Annotated in this window: 12 protein-coding genes; 4 read left to right on the top strand and 8 right to left on the bottom strand. The window is 59.2% G+C overall.

From position 1 onward, the window contains the following. Positions 1-12: 12 nt before the first annotated feature. Complete coding sequence (locus VHO05_RS14640; protein ID WP_329647318.1) at positions 13-4,650, bottom strand: MupA/Atu3671 family FMN-dependent luciferase-like monooxygenase; 4,638 nt, start codon at positions 4,648-4,650, stop codon at positions 13-15. 421 nt (positions 4,651-5,071) lie between these two features. On the opposite strand from VHO05_RS14640, the gene VHO05_RS14645 reads away from it, so the two are divergent. The 4 genes from VHO05_RS14645 (at position 5,072) to VHO05_RS14660 (ending at position 11,247) form a co-directional block, all read left to right on the top strand. Then, positions 5,072-6,292, top strand: coding sequence for a polysaccharide biosynthesis/export family protein (locus VHO05_RS14645; RefSeq protein ID WP_329647319.1), 1,221 nt, complete (start codon positions 5,072-5,074; stop codon positions 6,290-6,292). A gap of 23 nt (positions 6,293-6,315) precedes the next feature. Next, entirely contained in the window at positions 6,316-8,019 is a 1,704-nt protein-coding gene (locus tag VHO05_RS14650) for an AAA family ATPase (protein ID WP_329647320.1), read from the top strand. A 63-nt stretch (positions 8,020-8,082) separates the two neighbouring features. Continuing rightward, positions 8,083-9,522, top strand: coding sequence for a mannose-1-phosphate guanylyltransferase/mannose-6-phosphate isomerase (locus tag VHO05_RS14655; RefSeq protein ID WP_329647321.1), 1,440 nt, complete (start codon positions 8,083-8,085; stop codon positions 9,520-9,522). 63 nt (positions 9,523-9,585) lie between these two features. Continuing rightward, complete coding sequence (locus VHO05_RS14660) at positions 9,586-11,247, top strand: isovaleryl-CoA dehydrogenase (protein WP_329647322.1); 1,662 nt, start codon at positions 9,586-9,588, stop codon at positions 11,245-11,247. On the opposite strand, the gene VHO05_RS14665 is transcribed toward VHO05_RS14660, so the two are convergent. The 7 genes from VHO05_RS14665 to hemN all read right to left on the bottom strand — a co-directional run bounded on the left by VHO05_RS14665 (position 11,244) and on the right by hemN (position 22,238). After that, positions 11,244-12,692, bottom strand: coding sequence for an MFS transporter (locus VHO05_RS14665; RefSeq protein ID WP_329647323.1), 1,449 nt, complete (start codon positions 12,690-12,692; stop codon positions 11,244-11,246). The genes VHO05_RS14660 and VHO05_RS14665 overlap by 4 nt on opposite strands. Before the next feature lie 6 nt (positions 12,693-12,698). Continuing rightward, positions 12,699-13,568, bottom strand: coding sequence for a polyphosphate kinase 2 family protein (locus tag VHO05_RS14670; protein ID WP_329647324.1), 870 nt, complete (start codon positions 13,566-13,568; stop codon positions 12,699-12,701). Positions 13,569-13,607: 39 nt separating this feature from the next. Beyond that, positions 13,608-16,130 (bottom strand): plasma-membrane proton-efflux P-type ATPase, encoded by a 2,523-nt coding sequence (locus VHO05_RS14675; protein ID WP_329647325.1) that lies wholly within the window; start codon positions 16,128-16,130, stop codon positions 13,608-13,610. Between the two features lie 129 nt (positions 16,131-16,259). Next, positions 16,260-17,432, bottom strand: a complete 1,173-nt coding sequence (locus VHO05_RS14680) for a cytochrome-c peroxidase (RefSeq protein ID WP_329647326.1) — start codon at positions 17,430-17,432, stop codon at positions 16,260-16,262. After that, positions 17,432-20,263 (bottom strand): hypothetical protein, encoded by a 2,832-nt coding sequence (locus VHO05_RS14685; protein ID WP_329647327.1) that lies wholly within the window; start codon positions 20,261-20,263, stop codon positions 17,432-17,434. The genes VHO05_RS14680 and VHO05_RS14685 overlap by 1 nt, the downstream gene beginning before the upstream one ends. Positions 20,264-20,562: 299 nt before the next feature. Beyond that, the gene (locus tag VHO05_RS14690) at positions 20,563-20,724 is read right to left on the bottom strand and encodes a hypothetical protein (RefSeq protein ID WP_329647328.1); all 162 of its coding nucleotides are present in this window, start codon (positions 20,722-20,724) and stop codon (positions 20,563-20,565) included. Positions 20,725-20,903: 179 nt separating this feature from the next. Next, complete coding sequence (gene hemN, locus VHO05_RS14695) at positions 20,904-22,238, bottom strand: oxygen-independent coproporphyrinogen III oxidase (protein ID WP_329647329.1); 1,335 nt, start codon at positions 22,236-22,238, stop codon at positions 20,904-20,906. Between the last annotated feature and the right edge of the window lie 158 nt (positions 22,239-22,396).

Below are 22,396 nucleotides of genomic sequence, written 5' to 3' on the forward strand. Positions count from 1 at the left end.
ATCTGATTTCGTTCAGGTGGTTTCCCGCGCCCGGGTCGCGATCGGTCGCCGGTCGGCCATGGCTCTGCGGCGCATAGCGGCACGGTCCGCCACCTCGCTCAGGCTCTTGTTCGCCTGACCGCGATCGCTCAGATGACCAGCCAGGCCAGCTACAGTCGGGAAGCGATAGATATCGGTGATGCTGATATCGGGCGCGACGTTGGCCTTGAGGTCGCGGTGAACTTGCACGGCGAGCAGAGAATGTCCGCCGAGCGTAAAGAAGTTGTCGTTCACGCCGACTGTTTCAATGCGCAGGATGCGTTTGAATGCGTCGGCGATGCGGAGCTGTAGGTCTCCTTCCGGCGCAACGAATTCGAGGCGCTTGTCTACAACCTTTGCCGCCATGCCTGGAGCCGGCAACGCCTTGCGGTCGACCTTGGCATTCGGTGTGAGCGGGAAGGACTCCATGGCCACGAAGTGCGCAGGCACCATGAATTCGGGCAACGTGCTGTGGATATGGGCGCGGAGCTCCTCATCCGATGGCGCGGCGCTCTTGTAGCGGATGTACGCGACGATACGGGCGTCGTTCGCCCTGTCCTCGCGTACGATAACGACAGCTTCCTGTACGGCTGGATGGTTTCCGATTCGCGCTTCGATCTCGCCGAGCTCGATCCGGTATCCACGCACTTTGACTTGATGATCCGTGCGGCCGATGAACTGAATTGACCCGTCCGGCAGAACCCGCACGAGATCTCCGGTCCTGTACATCCGATCTTCAGGCATGAACGGATTTGCAAGAAACCGTTCGCGTGTGAGCTCTTCGCGGTTGAGATAGCCGCGCGTGACGCCATCGCCGCCGATGTAGAGTTCGCCGGTAACGCCGGGGAGAACGAGGCGCTGTTTGTCGTCGAGAATGTAGAGCTGCGTGTTGGCAATGGGGGTACCGAGTGGCACAGCGCTCTCGGTGTCAGATGCGGGACCGGTCGAGGACCAGACCGTGGTTTCCGTCGGGCCGTACATGTTCTCGACGGGGGCGGCCGTAACCCGACGTAGATCACGGAGCAGCGTTCCAGTGAGAGCTTCGCCGCCTATAAAGAGATGACGAATGCCGCCAAGCGCCTGCCGGTTCTGGTCGTCCATCAACAACATGGTGGCCATGGCGGGGGTGCACTGGAGATGGGTCACGCCATGACGGCGGATAAGACCTGCGATGCTGTAGTCGGCGATCTCCTCTTCCTCCACAGCGCCGCGTGGATTGACTGCCGAGACCACTTTGGCGAGCGTTTGGAGGTTGTTCAGGACGGTCTTTGTTGGAACACCGAAATCGATGAGGCAGGCGATCTCGTCTACGCCAATCGCCTTAAGTTGTTCCACACGAGCCAACGCATCGTCGACAGTGCCGAAGAAACCGCTGTCGTCGAAATATCGCAAGAACGCAAACTCGATGACGGCGTCCAGCTCCTCGGCGCTGAGCGAGCGCAAATCGAGCTCGGCGTGATCGCTCACGCCTTGCGGCTTCTTGAAGGCCGGGAACGCCCAAGCATACTGCTTGATCAAGGCGGCCGCGCTGCGCAGGTAGTTCTTCATGGGTTCGCGTGCGATGTCGCGAACCTGCTCCCTGTCTTCTCCGACCAACGTGTGCAGCATCAGCGTCACTTTGTGATCCGCTGGATTGCGCCCCGTCTCTTCTAGCGTTTCGCGGTAGATCTTTATCTTCTCAGCGAGTTCGGCGATGGAATGCCCGAGCAGGTGGGTGAGCACGTTGGCGCCGAGGCGTGCGGCTTCGCGATACGTATCGGGGTTACCCGCTGACGTCACCCAGACTTTGAGTTCGCCGCTGATGGGGCGAGGCTGTGTGACGATATCGACTTCTTTTCCTGACTGCGCTGGGAAGCGGACGCTTTCACCGCGCCAGAGGCGGCGCACAATGTCGATGTCGCGCAACAGGGCGGCCTTGTTGGCCGGCGGTGCATTTTCCGGGCGGAGGACGAAGTCCTCGGGCATCCAGCCGGAGGCGAATGCAAGCCCGGTTCGTCCGTTGCTGAGGTTGTCGATGACGGCCCATTCCTCAGCCACACGTGCGGGGTGATGAAGGGGAAGAACGCAGCTTCCGGCGCGGATTTCGACATTACTGGTGATCGCAGCGACTGCCGCTCCGGTTACGGACGGATTCGGATAGGGACCTCCGAAGGCGTGGAAGTGCCGCTCCGGCATCCATACCGCTGCGAAGCCATGCGTGTCGGCGAAGCGAGCTCCGTCGAGGAGGAGCTGATAAGCGCCCGGCCCCGCGCCGTCGTTGTTGCCCCAATAGTAGAGGCTGAAGTCCATGTCGCCGGCGCTCTGGGCCCTACGGGGGCGATGGGAGAGGCGTTGGTCGGCGTGCTTGTCGTCCACGTGTACGACGACGGCAAAGCCGTGCGTCAGGGTCCAGAAGAGCTCAAGCACCGAGATATCGAACGACAGGCTCGTGACCGCCAACCAAACCGGTTGCCGGTCGGTCGGAACGGGAACACGCTCGTTCATGCCGGCGAAGAAATTCGCCACGTTCCGGTGTTCCACCATCACGCCCTTGGGGCGGCCGGTCGATCCCGACGTGTAAATCACGTACGCGAGGTTGTCGGATTTGACATCCGAGGTCGGGCGCTCGGTCGTGGCCTCGGGTCCATGGCCGTCGACGGTGATGATGCGCGCGCTGGGTGCAGGCATCTCCCGGGCGTGTTTTGTGTCCGTCAGAACGATATCGAGACCGCTGTCCTCGATGATCATGGCGATGCGGTCGCGCGGATACGCGGGATCCAAAGGCACATAGGCCGCGCCAGATTTTAGGATCGCGAGTGCCCCAATCACAAGCTCGCAGGACCGGTTGAGGTAGAGTCCGACAAGGGTGTCGGGGCATGTTCCAAGCGCGATCAGCCGGTTGGCAAGCTGATTGGCCTCGCGGTCCAATTCGCGGTACGTGAGGGAGCGTCCTTCGCAGATGACAGCCGTTGCGTCGGGCGTCTTCTCGACCTGCGCCTCGATGAGTTGATGGATGAGGGCGGTCCGGTCGTAGTTGAGCACCGTGTTGTTGCGCTCTGTGATCAGGGCGCGCTCCGTGTCCGCTGACATCACCGGCAGATCGTGGAGTCTGCGGTTTCCTTCGACTGAAAATGCTACCATCGCCGCGCTTAGCTGCGCGAGCAGGAGTTCTGCGTCTGTACGCGACAGGCGCTTGCTATCAATGATGACGTCGATGGTTTTGCCGGAGGTCTCGGGAACAATGAATGTCAGTGCGGCTCCCGGCGTTGCCTCGACGAACTGGGCTTCTCCAGCTGTTCGGCGCACAGCGATGTTCGAGGCGCTCGTGGCGATCTGCGGGTAGCGTGCGGCAAGGTCGCCAGCGTACGCCCGTCGGGAACGCAGTGTTTCGAGGTCGGCGGCGACAGTTTCGCTGATCTGGTCGACCGTCGTCGTGTCGTCGGTTGTTATCGATAGCGGAACAGACGGAGCGACGTATCCAGGATGCCGATGGACCAACTCCGCGAGCGTGTCGTCGGTCACGGCAAGTTCGAAGCGCGCCTGATTGGTCACCCGCACTAGTCCGCCTCCGAGGGCGGCGATTGCGCGATTGCCACACAGGTCTGCCGGAGTTGCCAGCCTCAGGCGTTCCCAATGTGGGGCGGGATCCGATGCAGGCTGCAGGCCCTGGATTTCCGGCTGACGGAGATCTGCGAGCTTGTCGATGAAGTAGTCTTCATGCCGGGCAATTTCGCCCGATAGCTCATGAAGGTCCCGCTCCGCATTTTTGTCGAGCTGCGGCAAGACATCACCAACCGACAGCGCCGTCGCCAGATCCAATGCTTTGCCGTTCTCGTCGCATAGACCGAGAATTCTTATTGCTCCGTCGGCAGTCGCTACGACTGCCCCGTTTGTCTCCACACTTGCTACGGTGCCAGGAGGCAGTGGCTGCGCCAGCATTGCCACCTCAACACCGGTGACGTTTTTGGCGCCCGCCCGCGTCCATAGCTTTGGAAGAGCAAGCGTATTGGCGTATCCAGGGCCGAAGTTGAGCGCGCGCGCCAAGCGATCGATTTCTTTGGCGCTCGCACGGAAATCTATGGTCGCGAAGTTATCGGGCCGCGCGTTTTTCGAATAGTAGGTACGCAGCGTGAAATCCTGCGGTGTACCGGTCAGGTTTCCGGTTTCAATTTTTTCCAGAAGTTCGGAGAAGCTCTCGATTCCGGCCTCGAAGCACTTGGCGTTGAGGCTCAGCGACGTCTCTCCTTCGCCGATCTCAAAGGTGTGCTGGGCGTATATGTCTCCCGTGTCTACGCTATCAGCCAATGCATGCCAGGTGACGCCGTGGCGGGGCTCACCGGCAAGAATGGCCCAGGCAGGCGTGTTGAGACCGGCGTAGGCTGGAAGCGGGCCATCGTGGAAGTTTACCGCGCCTTTTCGTGCTTGGCGCCACACGGGACCGGGGATGAGCCTGAGATTGCCGATGCTGAAGAACCAGTCGAATGCGGAAGCGGCGACAGCGTCGGCAAACCGTGTTTCTGGCGAAACGGTGTCAATTCCGTTGGCGCGGGCCCATTCGTCGATTGCCGAATTCGCGGAAATGACAAGCGCGATGTCATGACCTCGGCTGCGGAGACTATCACCGCACTGAATGAGAAGGGACGTATCGCCCATCAGTACGCATTTAAAACGGCCATCAAACATCGTGATAATTGCCTTTACACGTAATTTTTCAGAGTGAGACGAGCGCAATATTCTGGGGCGCGTTTCCTGCAGCGACATTGAGGGCGCGCAAGCGCCCGCAGCGCTCAGTGTCGTCGGCTTTTCGCGACCGCACAAAGGTGCTCGGTAGTCATGGTGAATGACGGCCGCGTCGCGATGATCTGATGTCGGATTGATAAAATTTTATGCGGTCATTTTACGGAAATGAGCGCGTTTACGATGATTGTTCTTTCGCGCCTCCATGTGTTGCGGTGGGGAAGTGCGCCTTGTATTTCTCAAAAATGCGCTGCGTCTGCTTTGATGAATAGTTGGTATGTGCTGGCACCCTTCAAAAGTTACGTATTTTTGCGCGTTTGGCTTGTTCAGCCTGTTTATGCAGCTGCCTGCGTACGCACAATCCGAACCCTACAAGTTGGGTCCGCAGGATCGCATTCGCGTCTACGTCCACGAATGGCCTGCGTTGACCGGGGAGGTATCGGTCGGCGCCACAGGCGTCGTGGTCCTACCTCTTATCGGTGAGGTTAAGGCTGAGGGATTGGTTCCGAGCGCTCTCGCGTCCGTTGTCGCCGAGCGTCTACGCGCACGCGCAAAGATGGCCGAACCTCCGGAGACCGTGGTCGACATCGTGCAGTATCGCCCCTTCTATATTGTCGGTGGCGTGGATCGTCCGGGTGAATACAACTATCGCCCGGACATGATGGTGCTGAATGCCGTTACCATCGCCGGCGGCTACTATCGGCCGGAGCGGTCTTCGGACTGGGGGATGGAGCGTGATGTGATCTCCTCCCTGGGCGACCGGCGCATGGCGCTGGTTCGCAGGGAAGAGCTCTATGCGCGTGAGTTGAGAGCGCGAGCAGAGGCGTCGGGCGCGACGGAAATGCCCGAGGCGAGCCCAGATACCTCCGATCAGGAGAAGAAGTACGTCGAGCAAGAGCGTCTCGTCTTCAACTCGCGCAGGGAAGCGCTCACAAATCAGGTCCGCGCCCTGGAAGAAGCGATTGTGCTTGCAGAAAAGGAAATCGAGTCCCTGAAGGCGCAGATTGTTGCGGCCGAAGTGCAGTTCGAATCCGCGAGCCGCGAGCTGAAGGACACGAAGGAGAACGTTAGTCGCGGCATTTCGCAGGCCACCCGTTTGCTGCCGCTCGAACGAACGGTCGCGCAGATTGATCGCGAGAAGAAAGAGCTCGAGGCAGCGATTCTGCGGACCCGTCAGCTGATCAATCAAAATGGGCGGCAAATCAAAGATCTGTCGGATACGCGCCGAAGCACGGCAGAAGCCGAGATCCTGACCATTCAGACGCAGATCAAAGAACTTCGAGAGCGCGAGGAAACCGCCAATCACATGATTAGCGGCGCCCGCTCCGAAGCTACGTCCGAACGCGAGCGCGCGGCTAATCCCGACAGTGTTTCCGTTAGGTACTTCATCGTGCGCAAGATCGACGGCCAACCTCAAGAGATTGAGGCATCAGAGACAGCGCGCGTGCTTCCCGGAGACATCGTCAAGGTTATCCGTTCGACTTCGATGCGAAGCAGCGGCCTGCCTCAATCGGAATCCACCATTGCCGGATCTGCTGACGCCACGTCGCGCTACTGACGAGATCTCGAGGGACGGCCCCAATGCTCTATGTTCCGACCAACCGCTACCGAGAGAATCCTGATGCGGCCTTAGCGCAGCAAACGACGCTGCGCGATGATATCTGGTGGATGTTCGCAACGGTTCTGTCGCACTGGAAAACCATCGCGGCAATCTTTCTCGTCTTCACGGCAGGCGCAACGGCGTTCGTCCTGATGAGGACGCCAGCATACACGGCGTCGGCGCAAGTCCAGATCTCGAACCTGCGTCTTCTGACGAGCCGAGACGATACGTTTTTCGTCGAAGCCCAGCTCGAGCCGCGCTTTCTGGAGACACAGCTTCAGATCCTTCGGTCCGAGCGGGTCGGATACAGTGTGGTCGATCAGCTCAATTTGACCAAACGCTTCGGGGAAAAACCGGCGTCGGTGTTTTCCACTTTGGCTACGCATTTGAGTAGTCTTCTGGGTCTTTCCTCCCAAAACCAGACGGATGCGTCAGAGCAGGGCGATGCAGCGGATGCCCGCCGTCGTGCTGCGCTGAGAGCGCTCCAGCAAGGGTTCAGCGCCGAGCAAGTGGGTCTTAGTGAGGTTGTCGAGCTCCGCTTTACCTCGGATGATCGAGAGCTCTCCGCGTTGGTCGCTAACGATCTTGTTCGTGCCTATCTCGCGGAACAGGAGGCAGCACGAAGCGATTCCGCTCAAGCGGGAAGCAGCTGGTTGCGGGAACGCCTTAGAGAAGTTGGTCCGCGCGCGCGGATTCTTACGGCGGCGTATCCGCCACTCCATAGCAGCAACCTGCGCGGAATTTTGATCATTGGGATCGCGAGCGTGCTCGGTCTGGTGCTCGGCGCGTTTGCCGCTCTGTGCAGAGGACTTCTGGACAGAACCGTGCGAACGCCGGAGGATGTGAGCGCCGCGTCTGCGGGGAAGTTCCTGGGTATCGTTTCGCACGGTCCCTTGTCGGAGCACAGTGGAGCGGCATCGGCAGGTGGGGCGCCGCCGCCGGAGTGGTACACATTCCGGGAAATTATCGCGCTTTGGGATCGAGAACCTTCGCGGCGCGGCTTGCGGACGTTGGGCGTTGTCTCGACGCAGCGGGGCGAAGGCCGGTCTCTGGTGGCTGCCGAACTTGCTCGAAATTTGGCGGCCAATGGTCGGCGCGTGCTGTTGATTGATGCCGACCCCGCGGGCAGTCATGCGACCTCGAGCGCTGACCATTCTGGCTTTGCGCAATGGCTGGATGGGCAAATTGAGCAGCTGCGGGATGTCGTCGTTACGGACGGGGTGGGTGGTGTGGACTGCCTGTCGTCCGGCATGTCAGCAAATTTTGGAACAATCGATTGGGGTCCTGGCATGACGCGCCTCGTCGAGGCTGTGGCGCCAGACTATGACTATGTGATTTTCGACCTTCCTCCGTTGTCATCGGCTGCCGACGTTGGTCTCTCGACGGCGGTGATCGGAGACTATCTATTGGTCGTCGGTTCAGGTTCCGTCGAGGCGGAGCACATCGATTGCGCGCTCGCCAGCCTTCCCGCAGTGCGGGCGAAGTTGATCGGATATGTTCTGAACAACGTTGATCTCCGGCAAGCGCGTTGGCTGCCATCCGTCGAGATCGATCTCATTCGGCGGCGCAGCCTGCTCAATACGCCGTTTTCCGTTCGCCGCGCGGTGACGTCGTGGGCGAGGGCGTGTCGTTCCCTGCCGCGCAAACTGGTAGAGAAAGTCCGGTCTCATGGGAAAACCGCTTGATCCCAGCCCGGCAGACAACAGAAGCTTTCCGAGGTCCGATGGGCTCTACGTGAGGAACGCCGAATGCGCAAAATAACTCCGGTGATCCTGTCGGGAGGCTCAGGGACTCGCCTGTGGCCACTCTCACGTTCGATGTATCCCAAACAGTGTATTCGTGGCCTCAACGGAGAGCGTGGAAGCCTCCTGTCGGCAACGCTGGCCCGCCTTTCTCCGGATGCCGGTTTTGGAGCGCCGCTTGTCGTCTGCAATAACGCACATCGCTTTCTGGTGAAGGACGATTGCGAGCAGGCCGCAGTCGCGCCTCGCGCACTCATTTTGGAGCCGGTTGCACGCAACACTGCGCCGGCAATCGCGGTCGCCGCTCTTTTCGCCGCTAAGGAGGACCCTTCTTCGATCCTCGTCGTCATGCCGTCCGACCATGACATCAAGGACGTCGGTTTGTTTCGTGCTGCGGTTGAAAGAGCGGCAGAGGTGGCCGACAAGGGCAAGATCGTTCTTTTCGGCGTGACGCCGTCCGAACCAAATACGGGCTTCGGCTATATTCACAGAGGTCCCGCTCTCGACGGTGCCGATGCTTTTGCGATCCGGAGCTTCACGGAAAAGCCGGACGCGGAAACGGCTCGGACCTATCTGGCATCCGGCGACTACTATTGGAACAGCGGGATATTTGTCTTTCGTCCTGAAGTGTTTCTTGCCGAGCTGGCGGTGTTCGCGCCGGACGTTCTGGAGGCCGCTCGGGGCGCCCTCGCCAAGGCTGAGAAGGATCTGGGCTTTCTGCGCCTCGACCAAGCAGAGTTTGAGAAGGCGCCTTCGATTTCCGTCGACTATGCGGTTATGGAGAATACCGAAGCTGCGGCCATGCTGGCGTTCGATCTGGGGTGGAGCGATCTCGGATCGTGGTCCTCACTTTGGGATGCCGCCGCGCGGGACGACGAGGGGAACTATATTCAGGGCGACAGTCTCCTCGAGGATACCCGCAACTGTTACATCCACAGTGAGCGCTCCTTGATCTCGACGATTGGCGTCAAGGATCTCGTGATCGTTCAAACGCCCGATACAGTCTTGGTAGCCGACAAATCACGCTCCCAAGATGTGTCGAAGATTGTGACGCGACTGAAGTTGGCAAACCGCCGGGAGCACGAGCAGCACGTCAGAAGTTACCGCCCATGGGGGTATTTCGAGACGCTCAACATCGGGTCGCGTTTTCAGGTCAAGCTTCTGCATGTCAAGCCGGGCGGTGTGCTCTCGCTGCAAATGCACCACCATCGCTCGGAACACTGGGTTGTCGTACAGGGTACGGCCAAGGTGACGATCGAAGGTGTCGAAAAGCTCGTTCGTGAAAACGAGAGCGTTTACATTGTCGCCACCCAATGGCATCGCCTCGAAAACCCCGGCAAGGTTCCCCTGGAACTGATCGAGGTTCAAATCGGCAGTTACCTGGGCGAAGACGACATCATCCGCAGCGACGATATCTATGCGCGCGGGGCTGAGGAAGTTCAGTAGAGCGCCTCATCATAGGTTGTTGCGGTCTATCCAATGGGACTATCATCTTCATAGGTGATGTCCATGTCCGAGCGCATATCAACGCACGAGGTTCTGAACCAGCCGACGCTCTTCGAGAACGTCAACTTGTTCACGTCCGACGTCGTTCTCCGGGACGCCGTCGCGCGGGAAGGCGGAGGCCACGCTGCGAGGGATCTCGACAGTTTCGGCGCGCTCTGCGGAAGCGCTGAAGCTCTCGAACATGGGCGCCTCGCTAACGAATTCTCTCCACAACTCGTCACGCATGATGTGCAGGGACGGCGCGCGGATGTCGTCCAATTTCATCCTGCGTATCACGCCTGCATGGCAGCCAGCATGAACGCTGGGCTGCATTCGTCGGCTTGGTGGCGCCTCGCCGAAGCTGAAGCCGAGAAGAAGAAGGGTGCGAGCGTCGCGCGGGCCGCCGCGCTCTACATGGCGACGCAAATGGAGCCCGGTCACGTTTGTCCGCTGACCATGACCAATGCGGCCGTGCCGCTTCTTCTCAAGCTGCCACAGTTTGCAAAGACTTGGCTGCCGAAGGTCCTTGCTCGATCCTATGATCCTCGCTTTTTGCCGATGGATGAAAAATCGTCTGTCACATTCGGAATGGGCATGACGGAGAAGCAGGGTGGGACGGATGTGCGGTCGAATACGACGCGTGCTGTGCCCGGCGGGCCGGAAGGGAGCTATCTGATTACGGGCCACAAGTGGTTTTTGTCAGCGCCCATGTCGGATGCCTTCTTCGTGCTGGCGCAGGCGCCCGGCGGTTTGTCGTGCTTTTTTATGCCCCGCTTTTTGCCTGATGGAGGGACAAACGCGATATACCTGCAAAGGCTTAAGAACAAGCTCGGCAACCGTGCCAATGCTTCTGCGGAGTCGGAATTCAACGGCGCATGTGCCTGGCTTGTCGGCCAGGAAGGGCGAGGTGTCGCGGCGATTATCGACATGGTGACCTGGACCAGGCTCGACTGCTCCGTCTCGTCAGCGGGCCTCATGCGGTCTGCGCTCGCTCACGCGATCCATCATTGCAAGGGCCGGAGAGTGTTCGGAAAATTTCTTATCGATCAACCGTTGATGCGCCACGTGCTCGCGGATATTGCCCTCGACGTCGAGGCTGCCACGCAGCTCGCATTCCAGTTGGCGCGAACGTTCGATGAGGATGACGCCTCTTCCGAAGCGTGGCGCCGTCTGATGACGCCGGTCACGAAGTACTGGGTCTGCAAGATCGCTCCACGTGCCGCCTATGAGGCGATGGAGTGCTTCGGTGGCAATGGATACACCGAATCCTTTCCGCTCGCTCGGATCTATCGGGAGGCGCCGGTCAATTCGATTTGGGAAGGATCGGGAAATGTGATGGCGCTTGATGTGGTTCGCGTGTTCGAGCGCGAGCCCCCGGCCGCTCATCTCGTTCTTGAGGGGCTTGCGCGTGCGGCCGGTGGTAGTTCCGCGTGTCGCGCCGTCCATCAACGCATCGAGGTTATCTTGCGCGACCCGTCCAACATCGAGGCCGCTGCCCGCGAACTTGCCGAACAGATCGCGCTCTTGGCTGCCAGCGTGCTCTTGCGTCAGAATTCGCCGGCGCGGATTTCAGATGCTTTCGTCAGGACGCGGCTTTCCGTGTCTCCGCGCCAGACCTATGGGCAGGGACTCGAGGCGGAAGAGGTGAAGGCGCTTCTCGAGCGCGCAACACCCGTAGGCCACTAAGAGGGCGAGGCTACGCCGGTGCGGACAGCTTTTGCCCAGTCTACCGGTTGGACGCGGAACCGGTAGGTTGCCAATGCGCCGAGCACCGCAAACGTTGCAACAACTGCCAGCGTGCCGACCAACCCGAGTTTTCCGAGAAGAAGTGGGAAAAGCAGCGTAACGATCGCGGCTCCGGCCTTTCCGCATGCGGCCCCCAGGCCAGCGGCCGAGGCGCGTAACCGAACCGGCATAATCTCCGTGGGCATTGTGTAGGTTGTCAAATTGGGGCCGGCGTTCATCATCGTGTTGAACAAGATGAATCCCGAGAAGATTAGGAGCGGGGTATTGCCCAGGGCCGTTCCGAGCATGACCAGCAGGAGCCCAACGAACATGCAAATGAAACCAAGAATCTGCATGCCGACGCGTGTTGTTCTGATCATGAGTGCGATGCCTAGCACGAAGCCGCCGACGAGTGCGGCGTCCATGAGGCCCGCCCCTTTGATGGCTCCCAAGCGCTGCGCAATGAATGAATTTGAGATGTCCGAAACTGCGGTGTCGGCGTGTATCTGTAGAAGGATGAGCGGCGTAAAAATGCCAATTCCGTAAACCGCGATATCCATGCACGGCCAGGGCAGACAGATCAGGGCTGTCTGCTTTCGCATGTCTGCCCGAAAGAGATCGAACCACGATGATGTCGGCGGAGGAATGATGGGCGCTTCCTGTGGGATGGAGCACATCGCGCCTGGCCCCAGGAGATCGACCAAAGCTTGGGTCGCCTCATCGATCCGCCCATGCTCTGCGAGCCATCGTGGACTTTCGGGAATTTGCAGCCGAAGCAGAAAGACCACCGCCGCAATCGGGACGATCGATGCCAGCATCCACCGCCATTCGAAGATCGTCGGATTGAACTTGAGTGCCCAGTACCCCACGGCTGCGGCCAAAACTCCGCCAACAGCCTGACAGGCGATCACGCCCGCCACCATCCTACTGCGGATCCTTCGCGGCATGGTCTCCGACACATAGGCCTCAGCAATCGGGTAGTCGCCACCTATGCCGAGCCCGAAGAGAAATTGGGCGGCGATCAGCCACGCTGCATTGGGCGCAAGGGCTGAGGCGATGCCGAAAACGCACAGGATTGCCGGGTCGAGCCGAAAGATCCACTTGCGACCGAAACGGTCGACAAGAGATCCGAAAACGAGGGCGCCGACAAGGGTGCCGACGATTCCTGCAGCCGCGATGGCACCGGATTGGAAGGTCGAGAGGGGGAACGACGGATCCTTCTGCATGAGCGGCAGGACGATGCCGATCATGAAGAATGAGTATCCGGCCATCAGGAGGCCGGCGGCCGATACCGCCCACACCCGGAGGTGCCGCCAGCCGAAGGGCATTTCGTCGACAGCATTGTGGACGTGATAATGGGCGGGTGCGCCGGCTGAAAGCATCAAAACGGGCAGTTTGTTGCGCACGTGCTGTCAATCCGCGTCGGCTTTGCCGCTGGCGTCTACCTTTTTCTCAGTTTCCTCGGCCCCATGATACTTCCGGCGAATGTCGTCCAGATCGACCCGCGGTGCGGGAACCTTCATATGGAGATCGCGCAGACTGTTGACGATGATGCTGGAGATCGCAAGGTTACGGAACCATTTGTGGTTTGAGGGGATCACAAACCACGGCGCATAGTCCGTGCTTGTTTCCGCTAGGGCCTCCTCATAAGCGCTCTGGTAGTCGTTCCAGTACTTGCGTTCAGTGTAGTCCGACTCGCTGATCTTCCATTGGCGCTGCGGATCGTCGAGCCGTTTCCGAAAACGGTCTAGTTGCTCCTCATAGCTAATGTTGAGGAAGAACTTCAGGATCACCGTACCGCCTTCACTGAGATTTCTCTCGAACGCTCTGATTTCCTTGTAGCGCTTGGACCAAACCTTCTTCGGAACAAGGTCGTGAACCCGGACGACCAGCACGTCCTCATAATGCGAGCGGTTGAAAATGACGATCTCGCCCTTGCCTGGCGTGGCTTTGTGCGCGCGCCAAAGGAAGTCGTGCGCTGCCTCTTCGGGCGTTGGAACTTTGAACGCCTGCACCTTCGTGCCTTGCGGGTTCACGCCGTTGAACACGTGCCGGATCGTGCCGTCCTTTCCGGCACCGTCCAACCCCTGCAGCACGATCAGCAGCGAGTATCGACCGTCTGCGTAGAGAAGGGCCTGCAACTCATCCAGATTCGCGACGTGATGTGCGATCTCGTTCTCTGCGGCGTTGCTATCTGCGTAGCCGCCCTTTTCGGAGGGATCGAATGTGTCGAGCTTGACCTTGCTATCCGGCTCAATGCGAAACTTCTTCGTGTAGCCCACGGCGGTCTCCCGAAAGCTTTGGGCATCATACGAGTTTGTCTAGCTCGGTGTGCCCGTGTTCAGTGGCGTCTTCAGTCTTGACAGGAATGGTGTTCGCCCCTCGTCTCGCCGCTGCAATTCCTCGTATATGGCCAACTTTGCGCGGTCGAGGATCAGCATCCAGAACAAATTGTACGCCCAGACGATCGCAATCAGGCGCCAGGACAGCACCGGAACGAGCCATCCGAAAGCGCAGACGAGAGTCGCGAAAACCTGAGTGCCGATAATGGCCCACAGGAGTTTGTTTGCAGGATGCGGCGGCTTCCAGAATTCTTCTCGCGACCGGGTCACGAAGAGCATCAGATGTCCGCCAGCGACGAGCTGCAGGAACATCATCGTTTTCAGCTGCGCCGTATCCACTCCGAGAACCGTTTTGCCGATATACATGAGACCGAAGCTTTGTATCACCGCCAGTATGCCGAGCACGATCGACACCGCCATGACCTGCCGCATATCCCAACGAACGGGCTTCTTGGACGCGGATGCGTTGTCGAAGGCGATTGTCATGATAGGTACGTCGTCGAGCAGGGCGAGCGCGATGATCATGACCGGCGTCAGGGGGAAGAAGCCGTAAGCGATTGTCGCCAGAACGATGAACGCCATGATGTCGATGGTCATGGCGATGCGATATAGCGTGTAGCTCATCATGCGCCGGAAGATGCGGCGTGCTTCCTCGATCCCCTGAATGATGACTGAGAGGCCAGGCGAGGTCAGAATCAGCGCGGCGGCCGAACGTGCCGCATCCGTGGCGCCGGATACTGCGATGCCGACGTTTGCTTGTTTCAATGCCGGAGCGTCATTCACGCCATCGCCCGTCATGCCCACGATGTGGTTGCGCATTTGAAGGGCTTTGACGATGGCGTACTTGTGTTCCGGAAAGACTTGGGCAAAGCCGTCAGCCTTTTCGATGGCTTCGGCAAGTGCCGGTGTCACGCCGTCCTTTGCGATACTGGCTGACAGGAGCTCCGAAGCGGGTTGGATGTGGGTGCCTAGACCAAGTTGCCCGGCGATCTGCGAGGCAATCGCGACGTTGTCTCCCGTCACCATTTTGACGGAAATGCCGAGGCTTTCGGCCATACCGATGGTGGCTTTGGAATCAGGCCGGGGCGGATCCGACATGGAGACAATACCGAGAAGCTTCCATGTTCCCGACGCGTCAGTCTCCGCGACGCCGAGTGTTCTGAATCCTTTCGCGGCGAATATGTCGACGATCTCTTCCGCGGTCTTGCGTTCGCTGGGCGTGAGCTTTGCGAGGTCGAAGATGACTTGCGGCGCGCCTTTCGAAACGGAGAATGTCCTGCCGTCCGGCGATCTGATCGTAGCTTCGGTTCTCTTTGTGACGGGATCGAACGGTACGAAGTTAATAACCTGATAGCCTGCAGTGGCGTTTCGATCCCCGAGACCCGCTAGGACTGCGAGGTCGATGGGATCCTGGTCTTCGGCCTTGGAAGCGAGCGTTCCAGCGAGAAGGATCGTTTGGACGTCGTAGTTGCCCCAGGGCTTGATCTCGCCGAGCGTCAGCTTGTTCTGGGTCAGTGTGCCGGTCTTGTCGGAGCAGAGAATGTCCATTCCCGCCATCTCCTCGATGGCTTCCAGCCGCGAAACGATGACCTTGTTCCTGGCGAGCATTTGAGCGCCGAGCGCCATGGTCATTGAAAGGACAGCCGGCATCGCGACCGGCACTGAGGCCACGAGAAGGATCAGAACGAATTCGGCGACCCGAAGGAAGCTCTCTTCGCGCGAGAGCTGGACGGCCACGAGAATGATGGCCAGAACCGCCGCAAGGGCGATCAGGAAGTCGCCAACTTTCATGACGGCCGATTGGAAGTGCGAGACAGATCCTGCAGTGGAGACGAGCTTGGCCGTCCGGCCGAAGAAGGTCTTGCTGCCGGTCGCAGTTACGACCGCAACCATCTCCCCCTGCTTGGCAATGGAGCCCGAATAGACAAGATCGCCGACCTTCTTGGAAACGGGGAGCGATTCTCCGGTTAGCGAGGATTGATCGACGCTCAGGAACGAACCTTGGGCAAGCGTGCAATCGGCCGGTACGATATCGCCAAGACGGATGCGCACCACGTCTCCCGGAACAATGCGCGTAGCGTCGATCTCGCTCCATGTTCCATCACGCAGCACGCGGGCTTTGCGCGCGAGGGCATTTTTGAGCGCGCTTAGTGCATTTGACGCCTGGTGCTCTTCCCAGAAACCTAGTCCGGCATTGAAGAGCAGGAGCGATGCGATGATCAGAAAATCGCCGTAGTCGCCTACCAGCAGCGCCATGAGCGCTGCGGCCTCGATCATCCATGGAATTGGCCCCCAGAAGAAGCCGAGTAGGACGTCCCAATCGCTCTTCTTCTTTTCCTCGAGCGTATTTGGGCCAAATTCGGCAATGCGTTTTGCAGCCTCGCTGGATGCTAGGCCGTCTTTTGGGGCGGTGGGCTGTGGTGCTGATGCCGGGGACGCAGCCGCTGCGTGCGGCCTATCTCTGGCCACATCTTCCTGCGCCGGCTTTGACGTCTCTGCCATGCCGTCCTCGTCTACTTGACCGTAGGGGACTTCCTGTTCTGGCGTTCACAGCATAGGCCGCTTTCATCCTTATGCGAAGTGCTCTCTGGTGATGCGGCCAGCATCCTTAACAGCGCTTGGTGAGGGCGCTTACAGCGTTTGGAGATAGGCGACCAGGGCGGCGACCTCGTCGGGCGTCAGTTCGAAGGGCTCGAGCTGCGGGGACTTTTTTGCTGCTTCTTGCATGAGGTTTCGCCTGGGCGGCGTAACGGTCTCGTCGATCCGCACTCGGCCTCCACCACCTTCATAGAAGCGCACCGTTCCGGCCAAAGATGGGAATATGCCATTGTGCATATAGGGGCCTGTCCGGGAGACGTGCCGAAGCGAAGGCGTCAGGAATTTTCCCGTGTCCTCGGCGTTTCCGGTGACGCCATAGCGCCCGAGGTCTTCGAGAGTTCGATTGAAGAAGCTCAGTCCCAGGTTGTGAAAGCGGCCGTCACTCAGCGTCGGACCATTGTGGCAGTTGGCGCATCCCGCTTTGGTTCGGAACAGATGTAGCCCCCAGATTTCCGTATCGGACAGAGCATTCGTTTGTCCTTCCAAGAAGCGATCGAACCGCGTTTGCCGTTCGAGGGTCCGCTGGAATTCAGCGAGTGCGGCGGTGACATCTTCGAGGTCGATCTTCGGGCGACCGGTTACGGATGCGAACTCCGCGCGGTAACGGTCGGACGCGTTGATACGCTCGAGTAGCCCTACGAAGTTGTCGGCGTTGGCCATCTCGCGGTTGTCTGCAAGCGGTGCCAATGCTTGCTCCTCAAGCGATGAGCTGCGGCCATCCCAGAACAACGGCGACCTGTAGGCCGCAGTGAAAAGGCCGGGGGCATTGCGCTTGCCCTTCGCCCGGCCATGACCGAACGATGTCGGCAAGCCGTCCCCCCACCCGAGCCTGCGATTGTGGCAGCTCTGGCACGCGATATGTCCGGAGGCGGATAGGAGCGGGTCCTCGAACAGTTTCGCTCCGATCCTCGCGAGGTCGCGCGCTTTTCCGGTTGGTTGCGGGAGAATGGACAATGGCGCCATTTCCGCGAAATGTGCGCCGGGGAGCAGGCGCGGCCTTGGCCAGGACGACGGCTCGGTCGCGTACGCCCTTCTGAGCGTCGCGAGGTCTGTTGTGCTCGGTGACGTCGGAAATCGCGCATCGAGAGGAACCATGGCGGACGAGCGGAGCGCGACGACTGCGAAGATTGCAATGGCGAGGACTGCGAGCGCGATTGCGCTCGCAGTCCGATTTGCTTGCAGGACTGCGCTTCGAATGGTGCTCATCAGAAGCGCACAGTCGATCCGACCCAGTAGCTGCGACCACGGACCCAGGGATTGTTGTTGGTCGCGATGGAATTGCCGCCAGTGTCGAGAATATTGTCCACCTTCAGGCTGATTGCGGCTTGCTCGGTTACGGCAAGTTGCGCCGAGAGGTCCAGCATCAGGACGGGCTTGAATTTCATGTCATCGTAGACGAGATGTTCGCGGCCTTCGAACTCCACTTCTTCACCCGTGTCATATACGCCTTCGTAGCCGAGATTGTATCCAGCGCTGAAATCGACCCAGAGCCGGTCATTGAGCCAGTTGGTCGATAGAGTGCCACCAATGCGGATTGGGATGTCCAGATTTCCAGTGACGGCCGAAAAGCTTTGCGGGGTATAGGACCGTCCCTTGTAATAGATGTACGTGAGGCTTTCGTCGTCGAAATATGTGGAGCGCGAGATCGTCTGCTCCGACCAGGTGGCGCCAACGGTGATACCTACGCCGCTGAGGGCTGGCACGGAGAGATCACGCCAAAACTTCGTATATTCCGCCGTGGCCGAGCGGTAGAAGCTCTCGCCGTCGTTTGTCAGTTCGGTGCAGTTCGACCCGCAGTCCGTCGACGAGAATTGATCGCGACCGTAGCGTTCCAAATATCTCAAGCGCCATTGTCCTCCAAGTAGCGGATCTTTGACGCGCACCGCACCAGTGTACTCCTCGTGGAATGGCGTATCGAGGTCGGACGACTTGAAGGTGTACTGCCGGGAGGGCGGGGTCGTCGGCGGGAAATCTAGTACGGTACCATTAGAAGTGTGGCTTCTCGTATACGCCTGGGCGAACGGTTGCGAATCTCGGAGAGCGTAATAGAGCGTCTCACCCAGATAGTAGCGGTTATAGCCACCGGTGAAACTAATACCGGGAATTGGTGTCACGGTACCCACGAGACGAGGCGCCACATTTACGTTCTCGAAGTAGTCTTCGTAGTCGACCCGAACACCGGCGCGCACGTTGAACCATCCCAACGTTTGATTGAGTTCGGCAAATCCGTGGACCGCGTTAACGGTCTCTTCAATGTCGAATGCCGGAGCGACGGTTTTGATGCGAGCGTACATATCGGACAGGCAAACTTTGTCGTCGGGTAAGCAATTGAATTTGCCACCGGCCGGGCTGTTAGGATTTGAGTTGCCTGTTGCGGTGACGAATGAGGAGTAGTTGACGAAATCCGCAAGTCTCGCACGGCGGCCTTCGATCGACTTGGCTTCGCCGCCGATCAGGAAATTCCCGAGGAAGACATTGCCTTTAAACTGGGCTTGCACGCCCGTGTCCGTCTGACCTTGCTCCTTGTTGCCGTATCCGCCTTCATAGCAGATGGTATTGTCTTGAGTGACGCGCGGGTCCGGTGACAGCGATTCGACGGGATTTGAGCGACACCAATCTTCGAACCTATCCGAGGTGAATGTTTCGACCCACTGTCCGTTTACCTTCCTACGTCGCTTTCCAACCCATGCGTACGCCACATCACTATTGGTGTAGTTCCCTGTGTCGCTGTTGTTGTAGTACGCGCGGGTCTTGAGGGTCACGTTGTCGAGGCCTATGGCGCTGACGGCGATCGCTGGCAATGCACCGAAATACTCGATCTGCTTCGTTGAACTCTGCGTTTCGACATCCATCTCCAGATCACGCCAGCCTGGGCTCTGCCAGTTCTGCACGTAGTCAGTCATCGAGGTATCAAAGGTGAAACGGCCGATTCCGGTTTTCAGAGCCGTAGCGAAGCGGAGGAAAGTATTCTCTGACTCCTCATCGACGAAGCCGTTGTAGAATTTGTATTCCTTTTGTTTCGTGGTTTCAGCCGTCTTCCTGCTGGCTTGTGCGATGAAGGACAGCTCGTTTGTGATTGGGGCGCCTACGGATGCCGCCAAATTTTCTTTCTCGAACGTGGGAGCCAAGCGACCTAGAGGATTAGTGCGCGTCGGTGTTGCCAGCCTGTAGTGCACCATGTCGTCTGTGTGTCGATCGTATGCGACCGATGCGCGATAGCGATCGGTTGGTGGCTTCGCCAAATCATATAGAACGACGCCACCTTGGAACTCGCCGTACTCGGCGGACGCGTTGCTGTCGATCAGCGTTGCCGTTCCAATGAATTCGGACGGTACGAAGACGGTCTGCGGATGCAGCCCGTACATGGCATTTAGGTTTGGGGTTGGATCTGTGTCGTTGTTTAGACCGTTAGTTGGGAACGGTTCCACCGGGCCTGTGATCGTGCTGATCGAAACACCATTCAGAATGAAATTGTTTTCGTAGGTTCGGGCACCGTTGATCGAGAGAAGGGCGGGACGAGTGTCTATCGTTTGCTGGAGATTGACGCCGGCGTTTTCGTTCGTATCATTCTGATACTGCACATTGGGTAGATTGCGCAGGAAGGAGTTGGCGTCGCCACCGCCGTCGCTGCGCATTCTGACGTTTCGAGAGTCGAATACGCTCGTGCCCGTGTCGGCTATGGCCGGTCCGCCGAGTGTTACGCCGTCGACTGCGATTGCGGAATCTAGCGTGCCTGCAACGCCTCCGGTGTCTTGCGCGGAGGCATCACCGGAGGAGGTGTCTGCCGAATCTCCGCCGCCCTGCGAGGGACCGGACGACTTCTGCTTCTTGGCTTTCTTCTTTGTCGTGTCGGCTGTGACGACGACGCCTGGGAGAGAGGTGCCTTCACCGGATGTGGTTTGGGTCTCTTTGGCGGGTTCAGAATTTTCCTGCGTTGTGGTGCTTGCCGCTGCATCTTCTTGCGGCCAGGCCGCGCTAGCAAAAAGCGCGCAGCCCAACGCGATTGCGGGCGCGCCCGCAAAGACGAACTTTTTCATCGAATCCCCCAGTACGCTGAACTTGCTGGCTGGGACTCGACTGCTTGCGCAACTAATCCACTGGCTTGCTTCGGCGGCTCCCAATAGCCGAGGCAAACCTATTAAAACTATATAAAATTAGTCAAGAATAAAACGCGCTGTTCTGACGTGCGTCAGATTGGTCGTCGTTGTACGTCTGATTGTATTGCCCCGAACCTTGTGCAGATGAAATCGTCCGCTCGAATCCAGCGATGCCGCGGCCGTAGCTCCGCAGCATCGCATTTTGCGCTGGTTGTCTTCCTGCAACCGGCGCATTGGTCCTAGGCTGCGGTTCTTTCCTTCACGAGGATGTCCGCAAGCTCTCGTACGGCATGAATTGAAATCTCTTGCGCCTCGGCTGGTGGCATGCGACCGGCATCGGCGGCTGCAGAACTCGTGGCAGCGAAAAGGAAATTCCATAGAAGACGTTCTATTTCTGGCATGGTGACCTCCCGCGTTTTACGTCATCCACGTCGATAACGCCGGGTACGGGGCATTTCCGGCGCTCGTACTGTCATCTTCTTTCCCGTCGGGTATTGGCAGATTGAGATCTGCTTGGGTCGAGGCGCGCCGCGCTTCGGCACTCCCGCTCGGGAGAAGCGCGACGTCGGCCGGCCGGAATTCAAACGCCAGCGGCGTGCCGGCCAGCTGATTGATCATAGTAGGTATCGAAACAGGCACAGATGCTTCGGACGAAGGGGCGGCCACGCTCGGTTACGTGGAAGCCGTCGGACGTGGACGCGATCAGTCCGTCCTGATCCGCCTCGGGAAGCGCACGGGCTTCCTCGATCAGTGACTCGGCCTTCGTCCCGAATTGCGTCCGGAGATCGCCTTCCGAGAAGGTGAGATCGCACATGAGACGCTCGATGACGTAGGCGCGGATGCGATCGTCTTCGGACAGGGCGAGGCCGCGCACGGTTGCAAGTCCACGTTCTGCGATGCGGTTCTGGTAGTCGGGTGTGCGGGGTGCATTCTGCGTATACCCCTGAGGAAAGCGGCTGATGGCGGATGCGCCGAAACCGATCAGAGCATCGGCAACGTCGGTCGTGTAACCCTGGAAATTGCGTTTGACAGCCGCGTGCGCCATCGGGTCTCCCGGCTTGGCGAAATGGTCCAGTCCCACGCGGACATAACCGTTTGCCAGGAGAATGCGTGCAATCCGATTGGCTTGGCCGAGCCTTTCGGTCGGACCTGCGAGGGCTGCGGTGTCGATGAGGCGCTGATGCCTGATCTTGTCGGGCAGATGAGCGTAACCGAAGACGGCGATGCGATCCGGATTAAGGGCTAGGACGAGGTCGACAGTACGAGCGACGCTGTTTTGCGTCTGACCGGGAAGTCCGTAAACGAGATCGATGTTGAGCGACGTCAGTCCCGCGCCGCGGAGATCGGACACAACCTGCCGTGTCTTGTCATACGGCTGATGGCGGTTGATCGCTGCCTGGACCTTGGGATCGAAATCCTGGACCCCGATGGAGATGCGGTTGACCCCCGCCTCTTGCAGCGCCGCTACACGGCCGGTGTCCATGAAACGTGGGTCGATTTCGACGGCGAACTCGGCTGCCGGATCGATCCGGAAGAGTTCACGCGTCCGAATTGCGAGTGCTTTGATCTCGTCGGCGGTCAGGCTGTTTGGGGAACCGCCGCCCCAATGGATGTGGGACACGCTGTGCCGTGGCGGCACCAGCTCGGCCACGCGCGCCATCTCGGTTGCGAGTGTCTCGACATAACTTGCGATCGGCTGATGGCCGTTTACGACCGTAGTCGCGCACCCGCAATACCAGCAGAGTGCGCGACAAAAGGGAATGTGCATATAAAGCGAGAGGTGCGCGTCGTCCGGCAGAAGCGCTATCCATTGCGCCGCCTCTCTCGCGCCGACCGTCGGGCCAAAGTTGGGGGCGGTCGGATAGCTCGTATAGCGTGGTACGGGGGTCGCGTAGCGTTCAGCCAATCTGCGCATGGCGGAGTCCGTCTCCGTTGCAGGGTACTACAGGGGGCTATCATCGCTCCTTTCGTCGCAGGTTGATCAAGATCAAGGGCTCCCTGCGGCCGCCGCGTCTAATTCTCGCCATCACAACATTCGAGCGGCGAGGGGCCCTATGAAAGCGACCAGCGAAG

Origin of the sequence: Hyphomicrobium sp. (genome assembly GCF_036262015.1) — a bacterium.
Classification (GTDB): Bacteria; Pseudomonadota; Alphaproteobacteria; order Rhizobiales; family Hyphomicrobiaceae; genus Hyphomicrobium_C.

Excerpts from the sequence above, each read along its gene's own strand:
- VHO05_RS14640 (WP_329647318.1), bottom strand. The coding sequence starts at position 4,650 with ATGGGCGATACGTCCCTTCTCATTCAGTGCGGTGATAGTCTCCGCAGC.
- VHO05_RS14645 (WP_329647319.1), top strand. The coding sequence starts at position 5,072 with ATGCAGCTGCCTGCGTACGCACAATCCGAACCCTACAAGTTGGGTCCG.
- VHO05_RS14650 (WP_329647320.1), top strand. The coding sequence starts at position 6,316 with ATGCTCTATGTTCCGACCAACCGCTACCGAGAGAATCCTGATGCGGCC.
- VHO05_RS14655 (WP_329647321.1), top strand. The coding sequence starts at position 8,083 with ATGCGCAAAATAACTCCGGTGATCCTGTCGGGAGGCTCAGGGACTCGC.
- VHO05_RS14660 (WP_329647322.1), top strand. The coding sequence starts at position 9,586 with ATGTCCGAGCGCATATCAACGCACGAGGTTCTGAACCAGCCGACGCTC.
- VHO05_RS14675 (WP_329647325.1), bottom strand. The coding sequence starts at position 16,130 with ATGGCAGAGACGTCAAAGCCGGCGCAGGAAGATGTGGCCAGAGATAGG.
- VHO05_RS14680 (WP_329647326.1), bottom strand. The coding sequence starts at position 17,432 with ATGAGCACCATTCGAAGCGCAGTCCTGCAAGCAAATCGGACTGCGAGC.
- VHO05_RS14685 (WP_329647327.1), bottom strand. The coding sequence starts at position 20,263 with ATGAAAAAGTTCGTCTTTGCGGGCGCGCCCGCAATCGCGTTGGGCTGC.
- VHO05_RS14690 (WP_329647328.1), bottom strand. The coding sequence starts at position 20,724 with ATGCCAGAAATAGAACGTCTTCTATGGAATTTCCTTTTCGCTGCCACG.
- hemN (WP_329647329.1), bottom strand. The coding sequence starts at position 22,238 with ATGCGCAGATTGGCTGAACGCTACGCGACCCCCGTACCACGCTATACG.